This is a genomic window from Clostridium sp. (genome assembly GCF_050717535.1).
Lineage (GTDB): Bacteria > Bacillota > Clostridia > Clostridiales > Clostridiaceae > Clostridium_AD.
Genome location: NZ_JBOITM010000073.1, coordinates 1 through 13815, shown reverse-complemented (window position 1 = coordinate 13815; position 13815 = coordinate 1). Strand labels below are relative to the sequence as shown.

8 protein-coding genes are annotated in these 13815 nt (G+C 27.4%); 7 read left to right on the top strand and 1 reads right to left on the bottom strand.

Translation table 11 applies throughout. From position 1 onward, the window contains the following. The first annotated feature begins 190 nt into the window (after positions 1-190). The 7 genes from ACREVU_RS13220 (at position 191) to ACREVU_RS13190 (ending at position 11448) form a co-directional block, all read left to right on the top strand. Complete coding sequence (locus ACREVU_RS13220; RefSeq protein WP_431552070.1) at positions 191-1639, top strand: tyrosine-protein kinase domain-containing protein; 1449 nt, start codon at positions 191-193, stop codon at positions 1637-1639. Positions 1640-1700: 61 nt separating this feature from the next. Beyond that, complete coding sequence (locus ACREVU_RS13215) at positions 1701-2963, top strand: O-antigen ligase family protein (protein ID WP_431552069.1); 1263 nt, start codon at positions 1701-1703, stop codon at positions 2961-2963. 120 nt (positions 2964-3083) lie between these two features. After that, positions 3084-4364 carry a glycosyltransferase gene (locus ACREVU_RS13210; RefSeq protein WP_431552068.1) on the top strand — a complete coding sequence of 427 codons (1281 nt, stop codon included), beginning with the start codon at positions 3084-3086 and terminating at the stop codon, positions 4362-4364. Between the two features lie 100 nt (positions 4365-4464). Continuing rightward, positions 4465-5373, top strand: coding sequence for a glycosyltransferase family 2 protein (locus tag ACREVU_RS13205; protein WP_431552067.1), 909 nt, complete (start codon positions 4465-4467; stop codon positions 5371-5373). 127 nt (positions 5374-5500) lie between these two features. Then, entirely contained in the window at positions 5501-6961 is a 1461-nt protein-coding gene (locus ACREVU_RS13200) for a flippase (protein WP_431552066.1), read from the top strand. 1405 nt (positions 6962-8366) lie between these two features. Continuing rightward, the gene (locus ACREVU_RS13195; protein WP_431552065.1) at positions 8367-9983 is read left to right on the top strand and encodes a hypothetical protein; all 1617 of its coding nucleotides are present in this window, start codon (positions 8367-8369) and stop codon (positions 9981-9983) included. 778 nt (positions 9984-10761) lie between these two features. Then, positions 10762-11448 (top strand): acyltransferase, encoded by a 687-nt coding sequence (locus tag ACREVU_RS13190; protein ID WP_431552064.1) that lies wholly within the window; start codon positions 10762-10764, stop codon positions 11446-11448. Positions 11449-11486: 38 nt separating this feature from the next. Here ACREVU_RS13190 and ACREVU_RS13185 read toward each other — a convergent pair whose 3' ends face one another. Beyond that, positions 11487-13382 carry a right-handed parallel beta-helix repeat-containing protein gene (locus ACREVU_RS13185; protein ID WP_431552063.1) on the bottom strand — a complete coding sequence of 632 codons (1896 nt, stop codon included), beginning with the start codon at positions 13380-13382 and terminating at the stop codon, positions 11487-11489. Positions 13383-13815 lie beyond the last annotated feature (433 nt).

Genomic DNA, 13815 nt, shown 5'->3' with positions numbered 1-13815 from the left:
GAAGCTGAGAAACATAATGCTAAATTAATTTCAAGCAGAATATATAAGTAATCTACGTTGTCTAAAAAGGCAAACCTGTAGAATACTAAAATATTATATTTGAGCAAATACGTATCAATTAAGTTAAAAAGTAGTTAGCTTAAATTTGACCAAGTTGTTTAGTGAATAAAAATACTAGGAGGAAAGCAACGTGGAAAGTGAAAACAAATTTGAAGTGGATTTAAAGGAATTTATAAAACGATTTGTTAGAATCATAAGAAGCAGGTTCATATTCATTACCGTAGTAACTCTCGGTGCAGTTGTTATTGCATCAGTGTACAGCTTTTATATTGCAAAACCTGTATACGAAGCAAAAACTACTATTATTATTGGAACAGGTTTTGGTGAAGGAGAAGAAAAGCGACCAATTGATACATTGTCTTATCAAAGTCTATTAAAAACATATAGTTCTATTGCTAACACGACGTATGTAGCTGAGAAAACAATTGGTATATTAGGTTTGAAGATATCCCCGCAAGAACTTCAACAAAAAATAACTGTTACTCCTGAGACAGATACTCAAATACTAGAAATAAAAGTACAAGGTGATAATTACGAACAGACTATGAATGTAATAAGTACACTTAGCTCAGTTTTTATAGAAGAGGTTAAGGTTTTGTATCCAACGGTTAGTATCCAGGCGATTGGTAAGGTTAATATGCCCTTATCTCCTGTAAAGCCTAATAAAAAACTAAATTTAGTAATTTCATTTTTCATGGGTATTATTATATCAGTTTTCATAATTTTGTTTAAAGAATATCTTAACGATTATGTAAAAACACAGGAAGATATAGAAATATATTTGGATGTACCAGTAATAGGGGTTATACCTAAAGAAAAAAAGAAGATTGGTGAGCTAAACCTTCTTACGTTAGATAAATATCATCAGTTTTTTATGGAATCTTTAAGAACTTTACGAACTAATATAGATTTTATAGCTAATTGTAATAATGATAAAACAATAACAGTAACAAGTTGTATGTCCGGGGAAGGTAAAACTACTACTGCATTTATGTTGGCAATTATGATTGCTAGAACAGGAAAAAAGGTTATTTTGATTGATTGTGACTTTAGAAAATCAACTATGTGTGAATTTTTTAGTCTTAGTAATTTTAATGGTTTAAGTGATATGCTTATTGGAAAAATCAAATTGGAAGAGGCTATACATGCATGTGAAGTAGATAACTTATATGTTTTAGTAGCAGGAACACAAACACAAAATCCATCTGAGCTTTTGTCTTCAATTAAGTTGAAGGAATTAATAGATAAACTTAAAGAAGAGTTTGATTATGTAATAATAGACACTCCACCGGTAGGGTTAGTTACAGATGCACAAATTATATCCCGGTTGACAGACGGATGTCTAATGGTTGTGGCCCCAGGAATTACAGAAAAGAAAGAATTAATGAAAGCTATTGTTTTATTAAAGAATGTCAATAGCAACATAATAGGTATTTGTTTAAATAAAGCTGTAGATTTAGATAGTCATAATTTGCTTCATTATTTTGGGGCAAAGAATATAAAGAAAAATAAAAAAATAAACAGAAAATTTAAACTAAAAATAGAAACTTCAATCATGGCAGAGGAAAAATTAATATAATAACAATTATGGTAAGTTAGATAAGAGTTTAGTAAATTATGTGTGTGGTAAGGAGATATCAATGAGCAGGTTTAAGAATTATATTGAGTATTTATGTATATATTTAGTATTAATGATTCCTCAATCTCTAATGAGCATGTGGTATGAAAAAGAAACAAAGATATTATTTGTGGGATTAACAGTCTTTATTTTATTCATAAATGTTAAAAGAATAAGAATCAATATCAAAAAATGTATTATTGATCTTTTAAAACTACTCATAGTAATGTTTATTTTATTGAGTTTGGTTTTACATACAAGGGGCGATTTTAGCCTAAATGATTTAAAAGGGATAATATTAAATCAATTTGTTTTTATTTATATTATTTTTCAAATATATAAGAAAGAATTTGTTACGGATTATATAAAGATTATATGTTTTTTAGCTATTGTAAGTTTGGTTTGTTTTACTATTCAAGTTGTTGATAAAGGATATATAATGAGAGCAATCTTACCGGATTTAAGCATTAAATCTAATTATATCAACTTGGGTGAAGTACGTGGAGGCTTTTTATATGTTTTTAATAATGGTATTCATAAAGGTAGGAATTGTGGTGTTTATCCGGAGCCAGGAATGTATCAATTTTTTTTGAATTTAGGATTATATTTTCTGATTTTTGTTTGTAAAGAACTTAACAATAAGACTCAAATTATTTATGGGGTAATTCTAATAGTAGCTATATTAACTACCCAATCTACTACAGGATATATTTCTTTGGTGATTATTCTGTTTTTATATATTACTCAAAGGCATATTAATATTAAAATAAAAACTCAAATAATTGCATTAGTTCTAGTAGTATTATCTATAATTCTGTTAATACCGGGACTAAATAATAAGGTCTTTAACGTTGTTAATTCTAAAATAAGGATTTCGAACAGTACGAATAAAATTAAATTTTTATCAACAGGATCTGGAGGTACACGTATAAATGATGCAAAGCAGGATATAAAAATTATTTTGCAAGATAATTATGGAATTGGGTATAAGGCATATAGCTCATTATGGGCTCATGCATCTAGTCCTGAGGGTGGGCTAACTAATGGTAGCAGCAGTAATTCTTTAACGTATACTATTGCAGTTTATGGTATGTTTTTTTCAGTATATATGATAATGCTATATTTTATATATTTCTTAAGATATAGTAAAAATTTTAATCAAGCATTGTTATTAATGTTATTTTTTTTAAATACAGTAACGGCCCAAGGATTATTTCTAAATCCATTATTTGTAATTTTTATTTTTTCGGACTCTCTATATTTATATAGAGGGGAAGCTCTATAAAGAACGATATAATACAAAAATAATAGAATAGACCATAGAGCAATAGAATATAGATTAACGTAGAATTTAATATAACTTCAGTTAAGTATATAATAGAGCTTTAGCTAATAGGAGGAAAAAATGGAATGGATTGCATTGTTTGATATTGAAGGAGAGAGAGGTCATAATTGGTTTTATAATTATAATATTATATTAGGTTTAAAAAATTCAACATATAATATTAAATATATAGCATGTATATCAAATAAAAACAAAATAAAAATAATAAAAGAAAGTGGAATTGAATTTGAGAATACATATGTTGAAGAATCCGACGAGTGTAATTCTAAAGTGTTATTTAAGGAAAATAAGATATTAAGGTATATAAAGGATACTATTAAAGTGAAAATAATATATAAAAATTCAAAAATAAAGTTATTATATTCGGAATTGTGTAACTTAAAAGATACATTAGCGAATAAAAGTAAGATGAAACAAGTTGAAAATGTTATTGTTAATTCTGAAAAAAGTGATATGGCAGGTATTCATTTTCTGACTTTAGATTATATTATTTATGAATTATTTTTTATTTGTCTAAAAGATAAATTTTTCAAACACAAAAAGAATAAAATAAAGATTACAGCTACATTACACTGGGCACCAAATATTTTTTTGAAATGGTTTGTAATTAAATACTTATTGAAGTATGGATATATTACTAAACTTATAGTTCATGGTAATTACATTAGAAATAATATGATAGACAAATTAGGTGATCAGTTTGAAAGTCTTATTACTAACATACCGTACCCGGTATCTTTAAGTGAAGTAAAACCTAGGGATATTTGTATTAATAAGATTGGACTGAACGACAGTAGAGGACCATTTCTCTTATGCTTTGGTGGAACAAGATATGAAAAGGGTTTGGATTTAATGTTGGAAGCGTGCAAGTTCATTAAAACTCCATTTACCCTAATAATAGCTGGTGAAGAAGGTGAAATTACAAAAGAGTTTATAGATAACAAAATAACTCAATTATTTTTAAAGAATGAAATTTTTCTTAACATTAAATACATTGAAGATGAATTACTTCCATATTATTTTTCCGTAAGTGACATTGTTGTATTGCCATACAGAAAGACATTTACGGGTCAAAGTGGACCCATGACTGAAGGGATAAATTACAATAAAATTGTAATAGTTCCGAATGTTAATGAGCTAGGCTACACTATTAGTAAGTACAATGTTGGTAAATTATTTGAATGTGAAGATGTAAAAGATCTTGCTAGTACAATAGAATACTGTATCAAAAATATTGATGAGTTAAAAAGGAATTTCATTAATGGACAAGAAACTTATAAACAAGAGACAAGTATCTCTAAATTTAAGTGTAACTATAAAGACTTTTTTTATAGTTTATGATTTTAAATGCTTATTAATTCATATTTAATTAAGAATATGTATGCTGAGTAAGTTAAGAATATATTAGTACTCATAATATAATAAAGAGGGTGGAACTAAAATGAATAAAGTTTGTATATGCATATGTACATACAAAAGACCTGATTATTTAAGGAAATTATTGGAAAGTCTTAAAAAAATGCTTTTAAATAATTTGAATATGTTACAGTTACAAATTATAGTTGTAGATAATGATAAAATTGGAAGTGCACTCTCTATTGTGTTAGAACCATGTTTTATTGGACTTGAAATAATTTACAGAATAGAATCCAATAGAGGAATATCGAGTGCTAGAAATAAGTGTATTGAACTAGCGTTAGTAACAGGACCAGATTTTATTGCTTTTATTGATGATGATGAATATGCATCTGAAAATTGGATATATGAATTAGTTAATGCAGCTATAAATTTTAATGCAGATATTGTTGCAGGGCCTGTACTTAGAGTATTACCACAGAATAGTCCAAATTGGATAAAATCAAAAATGTTTGATGGAAAAAGATTGAAAACCGGTACATTAATGGATATTTGTGCTTCAGGAAATGTAATATTTAAAACAGAGATAATTACAAAAGAGAATATTAGATTCGATTTAATGTATTCTTTGACTGGGAGTGAAGATACAAAGTTTTTTATGACACTAAAAAAATTAGGCTATGTAATTGTATTCTCTAATGAAGCTATAGTTTATGAATGGGTGCCTATCAACAGGGTTAAATTAAAATACTTATTGAAAAGAGAATTTGCTAATTCAGTGAATTTTGTTCATATTGAGAAGCAGCTTGAAAAAAAATATCTTATTTGTTTAAGACCAATTAAAGCATTTATCATATTAATGAAGGGTATGATCTTATTTGTCATGAGTATTTCAAGGGGAATAAGTTATATGGCTATAGCCTTACAAATTATTATAAAGTCTATCGGCCAATTTGTTGGCTTTTTTTCAAAGGTCTCAATAGAAGACTATTAATAAACGACCTAAATAGCTAAGGAAGTACTACATATATGATATATAGATTAGTTTGTCATTTGAATTTATAGAATGAAACTTTAAGAATGATTTATTTGTAATAAAATATAAAATTGTAATATTTAAGATGGAGGTAACTTTGAGGGTTATAAAAAACTATTTATATAATTTAATGTATCAAATATTTACTATTATTTTACCAATAATAACTATACCATATGTATCAAGGATATTAGGTGCTGGTGGATTAGGTAGGTATGCGTTAACAAATGCATATGCTCAATATTTTGTTCTTTTTGGTATGTTAGGACTATCTGTATACTCTAGTAGAGAAATTGCATTTGTTAGAGATGATAATGAAAAACTTAGTAGAACATTTTGGGAAATAAATTTATTAAGATTTATAACAGTTGGATTATCTTTGATTTTTTATATAGTAATATTTGGAATTATTATAGATTCTAGTTATAAGATGGTTTATATAATACAGGCTCTTGTTGTTCTAAGTTCCTTAGTAGACATATCATGGTTATTTATTGGATTAGAAAATTTTAAGAAGGTTGTGATAAAAAATACGCTAGTAAAATTAATAGGGGTTATATTAATATTTGTGTTTGTTAAAAATGATTCCCAATTATGGATTTATACATTAATACTAGGTGGTACGGAATTTATTGGCCAAGTTATAATGTGGTTTGATATACCATCAAATATTAATTTTATATTACCAAAGAAAGAGAGTCTAATAATACATATAAGATATTCCATAAGATTATTTATACCTCAAATTGCTATTAATGTTTATACTATGCTAGATAAAGTTATGTTAGGTGCATTAGTTAATGAATCACAAGTTGGGATGTATGATAATTCTCAAAAGATAATAAAAATACTAATAACAGTTGTAACTACTCTAGCTATAGTTACAATACCTAAAATGTCAAATTTATATAAAAACAAGAAATATGAAGAATTTAATAATAATGTTTATAAATCTTTTTCTTTTGTTTCATTTGTAGCGTTTCCTATGACTTTTGGATTAATAGGAGTATGTAGGTCTTTTGTACCATGGTTCTATGGAAAAGGATTTGAAGGAATAGTACCTATGTTTTATATAGGATCATTTCTTATGATTACGTTAGGGTGGTCTAGTATATTAGGCAATCAGGTCTTAATATCAATAAAAAGAGAAAAGCAGTTTACTATTGCAGTTACAGCAGGAGCAATTATAAATGTTATATTTAATATTATATTAATAAATAAGTATGAAGGTGTGGGAACAACAATATCCTCTGTTATAGCAGAATATGTAGGCATGTTCTTAATGGTATATTATCTAAGAGATATATTAGATATAAGACGATTATTTAAGCCAGTAGGAAAATATTTGATTTCATCTTTAATAATGTTTTCTATAATTTGGACAATGTGTTCAAATATGAATGCTACAATTTTAAATAGTATTATTCTTGTTTTAGTAGGTGGAGGAATATATCTAACAATAATGATTAAAATCAAAGATGAAAATTTACTATATGGATATAACTTTATAAAGAGTGTATTGAAAAATAAAACAAAGAGAAAATAATTTATTAAAATAGATGATCATACTATGAATATTATAGTAAAGAGAAGAGAAGCGATGTGTATTATAATCGATTAAAGAGATAATGAAAAAGGAAAATGAAATTATTAATCGCAATGATATAATTGAAATTCATATCAGGAAAACTGTTAATAAAGAAGCCAGTAATAATTCTTCATTCATATCATTTGGAATAAATAGTAAAAAATAGAATGTTATTTAGAAATTTAATTTTAAGTAAATAATTAGAACATTATGTTTTTAAAAGACTCTCGAATGAGTTCCCTAGTTTGGTAATTTTTAATTGAAAATCCTACTACCATTCTGGTGTTATGGTTCTTCACTGCTGATATATATATCTTTTTTTATTGTAATTTATATTCAGAAATATCAGTTACCAACTTGTACTGTGATTTATACCAATATTTTTTTAGGTTGTTGATTTCTAGGTTTATTACATCTCTTCTTTACCTTGATTATGGCCCAATATTTTGTGCCATTAAGCGGTAAACCTTCTTATGGTTGAATTTAGGGTAATAGTGGGACGAAAGCTCAACTGTAATCTCTCCACACCATATCTTCCATATGTTTATTATAAAGCTTCTCAATGCCATTTATAGCTTGTGCATCCCCTTTTGAATTTTCGGACACAAACATTGTTCTATTTAATAATTTATATCAATCTTAAATTTTATAGAATAGATATTTTTTGCTAATAACAAAACCCGTTTAATTTAGTCTACACTATTTTTTAGCTTTGTGTCTACTTTAAGGAAGTATAGTTCACTAGAGGGTACATTATATTTTGATTAATGGTGTTATAGTAAGGCACGTTTTGTTCTCTAATATAGATGAACTTTTTTCACAATAACATAACCTCATTACTTTGAGGCTGTTATCCTATGATTAGTAAAATAGGAGCGTGTAGAGGGGATTTGATGCTTATATTGAAACTGAACATTTTTTAGAAATAAGTTCTTATCCTTTTAGATGGGGAAGTAGTAAATTGGACAATAAGATAAATATATATTTATAGGAACTAATTATTTATTTGCAAAATATATTAATAGAGAATGAGGGCTTAAAATAATGGTAATAAAACAATAGCTAGTAGAGAGCCCATTTCTATCAGCTATTTTACGAGAAGAGGTATAAAAATATCTCTCAGTAGGGTTAAATCTATTTTTTCTATTCATGAAATATTATAGCATCGTGAAATAGCAAGGTTAAGTTAACCAATGGAATCTAAGAAATGAAAAATCAAGATTAGATATATGAATTAAAGTGTGAAATGAATAAAAATAAAGTGAAGAATAAACAAGATAAGTAAAGAGATTATTTGTTATATTTTTGTGAGTGGGTTCTTAGCAATATTATAATTAAATTATATAAGGAGGTAAGTATTTAAATGGAGAATGTATTAGAAGAAGAGGCTGCTGTGACTATACAGGATGTAAATGGGAAATTATTTGTTGATACTGATAATATTTTAAAAGTAAAAGATTTTGAAGGAGTAATAGATACAATTAAATTATCTGATTCAGCTGGAATGATATATTATATTGATCCTACTGGAAATAATTCAACTGGAAACGGAACAATCACAAAGCCATGGAAAAATTTAGCGAAAGCTTGTGCTACTGTAACATCTGGAACTATTCATGTTAATGCAGGAACTTATACAGAGGTATCACAAAGCAAGTTATCAATAGGTGTATCAATTGAGGGAGTTGGTGACGCGTCTGTTATCAAAGCTGGTCAATCAAAAGTAGCTATGCTTCTATTAGAGTCAACCGGTGAAGGGACTATGGGAAATCAACAAATAAGTTGCGTGAAATTTGATGGTAGAGGTTTAACTGGGAAAAGAGGTATAGATATTATTAAAAGGTCTAATATATCTATTCATCATTGTACCTTTATTGATTTTTTAGAATATGCAGTATGTTATGTTGGAAAAGATACAACGACAGAACCCACTATATATGCTATAAATAATTCATTTCATAACAATGTTGTTACTAATTGCAGTAAAGATATGGGAGATTTTGTATACGGGGCATTGCTTATTAATGGTCAAAAATCAATGATGATTTATGCAAATAAAATGGTAGAGCAAACAGTAGGTAGAAATGGTTGTTGTATAACGGGAGTAATTGGTCATTTAGACAATGTTAAGATTTTTAATAATACTTTAAAAGTATTAGATAATTTAGACAGTTGGAATTTTGCAATTGAATTATGGTTTGCACATGGACTTGAAATATATAACAATGATATACAAGGAAGAATAAATGTAGATACTTCATCAAAAGGTACAAATGATTTAGGAGTTTATATTCATAATAATTCTATTTATCAATCCGTACAAGCTACAGGAAATAATATGGGAATATCGTTTGATGGTATGAACACAGACACCGTTATTAAATATAATGATGTTTATAATTGGTGTAGCGCTATATATTATTATTTTGTAGATTCATCATCAGGAACGAAAAATATTGATATTGGTTATAATCTATTACGTAAAATCGGTGGCGCTGGTTATGATGGAAGTGTAATTAAGCAAGAAACAGCTTCTGGTGCTCCTGTTTGTGAAAATTGGATAATGTATAATAATACGATGCAATGTTATAAAGAGGCAGATAATGGTATAAGGATTAATGTATCTGGAGTTTGGAAAAACTTTTATATACTCAATAATATAATTATTGGGGCATCAGATAATGAAAGTTGGCATGTAAACGAAGGTATTAAGATAGAAGGGGTTGGAAGTCTAAATAACCTACGAATTGAAAATAATAATATATTTACTTGGTTAACGAGGAATATAACAGAAATACTGATTGCTACAAATAGAGGTTTCGTGAACAATATAAGTGTTGATTCTTTGTTTGTTTCTACTTCAAATTATCATTTGCAATTTATATCCCCATGTAAGGCTTTTGGAATTAACTTAGGAATGAAGTTAGATTATGGTGATAATAGAGTTACTGATACACCAAGTCTAGGAATATATGAGTAGTAGGCAGAAATAGGATTATAGAGCTAAACTAGGATAAAGGAATGTGTTGATTGAATTTAAAATTTCTTTATCTTTGTTTATCGAATTACTCCACATAAAAATATATTTCACAGAGTCTAAAAGTTATGTATAGTAAATGATAATGTAAAGTAAAGTCGTTAAATATTATGTATACAGTGATAGTTGTAGATTTACGTTACATTATTAAATATATTTGCGCTAGAGGAAGCTTTTTAATTAAGCAAGCAAGTCGTTATTATTTTGTCATTTAGGCTGTTCTTTGGGTAATATATCAATGTATGCTTCCTCAATTGTTTTATGTAATAGAGTGGAATAGAGAAAATCTATATTTTACAAATTAAATGTGAAAAATATACTGAAAAAATTAAGTGATATTGATTAACACAACAACTTATAAAAAAGATACTTTATAATAACATATATTACATTATTATTAAATAAATATATTATATGGTACAATGTATTTACGATTGCCTTGCATTGCTATTATGTTTCAGAGAATATTTATTAGTTGATTGAGAAAATTTATGCTTGGAAGTAGCTATAAGTATTAGACTAAAATTTAGCTAACTTATTAATCTTGATTTAGCTTGTTGAAAGTGCATAGCAATATATGCGTAACTATCAGGAAGAGATAGTAATTTTAAATTTAATTGCACGGAATTTATGTACATGTAAAATTGTAAGCCCTTGCAATAACTTACCTGCAAGGTTATATGCTTAACTTAAGAATATTTGTATAACGGAGGGAAAGACATTGAAACATAAAATCAAAACATATATTAAAAACAAATCCAAAAATATATCAACCCTACTGTGGATTTATAATCATATTTTAGGGTCTAATAAAATAAAGGTTCCTTCAAATAACACTTTTATAATAGGAACTGCTGTTATGAAAAAAACAAAGATTACAGTTAATGGGATTAATAATACTATAATTATTAAGGATTTATCAAGATTAATAAACTGTAATATTTATATACAAGGAAGTAATAATCATATTGTGATTAATAAAAAAGTGTATTTAAATTATACTGAACTATATATTGAGGATGATAATAATGAAATTTGTGTTGGAGAAAATACTTCAGTCCATGGAGTTACACATCTTGCAGCTATTGAGGGAACAATTATTAATATTGGGAGTGACTGTATGTTTTCAAGCGATATCCATTTTAGAACAGGGGATAGTCATTCTATTATAGATTTAAGCGGAAAAAGACTTAATACATCTGAAAATATTTTTATTGGTAACCATGTATGGATTGGAACTAAAGTAATATGTTTGAAAGGGGTCCATATAGCGAATAATTGTATAGTTGGTGCTGGTTCTTTGATAACTAAAAAATTCAGCGAAGAAAATGTTATATTGGCAGGTAATCCTGCAATAATAGTAAAACATAAGATTGATTGGTTAAGTGAGCGAATTGGGAGGCTCTAAAATATTTTCAACAAATATTAGAGCCAATATAGACTATATTATTTCCTTCCAATATTCTCAAAAGAAATATTTCTAAAATCTCTAATTTCTTTAAATACTATAGAGTTTATACTCAATCTAAAGTCCCTTTTAGCCAAATTAACAAATCCAGGATCTACATCATAGCAAATATTATTTTTAACATGTCCATACCTAATAACAGAGTCGCAAATTGAGGGCGTCTCAGTTTGATAAAGTAGATTATTTTCAATGACGTTATTAGTAGGAATGCCAGGACTACCATCCTTTAATAAGTTTTTAAGTTCAGGATATTTTTTAGTCCATATTTCACTTTCAAAAGGAACTTTCTTTAAGTTTGCATATAATTCATTTAAATTCCAAGTTAACCCTCTTTCATCAAAGCTAATAGAATTCTTGCAATCAACGATAACATTATTTACTATAATATTGTCTCTTCCACCTCCAACAAAAATGGGGTTTTTAACCTTATAAAAAACATTTCCATAAACCTCTGCACTACTCATGCAATCATCCAAGTAAATCCCAGATACGTTAAAATACCCTATATTATTATCAATATTATGCAAATAATTATATCTTATTATATTTCCTCTAAAGGTCCAATCTCTGCCAGAATATATAGCTCCAACATCGTCTGTTTCTGTTGCTACGTTATATATTTCATTATATTCTAGTAAATGATCATTACCAGAAAACAAAATTGCTGTATGGGGGGCATCGTGAATACTGTTGTGAGAGACACTTATGCCAACTCCAGAAATATTAATGGCTGCACTATAGGTTTTGTTTATTCTTGAAAAATTATAGATCTCATTGTTTGTGGCATAGTTATTACAGGGCGTAAGAGTGTCCCTATTACCTCCATTAATAACTAATCCACCAGTTCCAGTGTTATAAATTTTGCAGTTTTCTACTCCGTTATTTATTCCACCATTTATAGAAATACCATTTTGAGAAGTGTTCCGTATTACACAATTTTTAATTTTAATATTAGCTCCATTTTCAATTTCAATGGAAGTAGCCCTGCTATCCTCAAAGATAATACCTTCAATAGTTATATTTGATACATCCTTTATTTTTATAAAAGGCTCAGTAAGCTTTGATAATTGTATTTTTGTATTTTGTATAGGTGATTTAGGAAGAAAGTATAGAAGCTTATTTTCATAATCTATATAATATTCTTCTGCATTATCAAGTTCTTCTAATATATTAAAATAATAAAATCTCTGGTCTTCTTTTATTCCATAAGGTAATTTATCAGTGAAGCTAATAAGGTTATTAAAAGTATCAATATTTGAAATTTTAACAGTAGAATCACTCCAATTATGATACCAATAGCCACTCATCCATATGTTTTGATTTTTATTCCAAAGGTAAGGTTCGAATCCGTTATATTTAAAAGAATATAACGGATTATTGGCTTTTTTTACAACTTCTCCCGTGGAAAGAAATTTATCATTTGGGAATCGAGCGAGTGTCATGGGGATATTATTATAAAATAACTCAGGAGCATTACTTATACTTTCTGTATTCTCATTAAAATTTAGAGGGTATTTTGATAAATCAGCTACAAGAATATTTTTTGATGACTCCTTATTTATAAATATATCAAGGAGAGTTTTGTTAGTGAGAGGCTTGAAATCAGTACTGGTTAGATTGTATCCTCCAATAAAAAATACTTTTTCACTCTTATAGGCTTTGTAGTTTATGGATAATTGCTGATTGGCAGAATCAATTTTTTCAAGAGTAAAGGTTTTGGTTATAAAATAGTTACCACCACGAATAAAAATGGTTATGTTTTTATGGTTTGCTATAGTTTTTGTGGTTTTTCTCAGGGCCTCTCTTGCACCTTCTAATGTTTTAAAGGGATGCGACTTACTTCCATTACTATTATCATTACCGTAAGTTGACACATAATAGTTAAGGGTAGAATCAGAACTATAAAATATATAAATCAATAAACATATTAGTAATGTTATCAAAATTAGTATGAAGAAATTAATATTAGATTTTTTTTTGAGTGAAAAATTCATAAAATTTATTACCCCTAACTGTAACTTTACTTTATATTATTATATCGAAAAAACATAAATTTAGACTAGCTTGTTGTGGATTTAATGATAAAGAAGCTACTATAAAAAGTTGGGGATAAGAGGAAAATAGTAACAACATAATGTGGAACTCTACGGTGCTACATTATGTTGTTTTTGTTTATTTAAAACTCATCTTCCGACCACATACAATACTTTCCAATGAATAACTCTTCTTAAAAGATATTATTGTATTTATGACATTCTATAAATTAAAAACTAGGCCTCAAAAATTTATCTACACTTTATAAAGTAA

Coding starts and splice junctions, on each gene's coding strand:
- ACREVU_RS13215 (WP_431552069.1), top strand. CDS start 1,701: ATGAGCAGGTTTAAGAATTATATTGAGTATTTATGTATATATTTAGTA.
- ACREVU_RS13210 (WP_431552068.1), top strand. CDS start 3,084: ATGGAATGGATTGCATTGTTTGATATTGAAGGAGAGAGAGGTCATAAT.
- ACREVU_RS13205 (WP_431552067.1), top strand. CDS start 4,465: ATGAATAAAGTTTGTATATGCATATGTACATACAAAAGACCTGATTAT.
- ACREVU_RS13200 (WP_431552066.1), top strand. CDS start 5,501: ATGGAGGTAACTTTGAGGGTTATAAAAAACTATTTATATAATTTAATG.
- ACREVU_RS13195 (WP_431552065.1), top strand. CDS start 8,367: ATGGAGAATGTATTAGAAGAAGAGGCTGCTGTGACTATACAGGATGTA.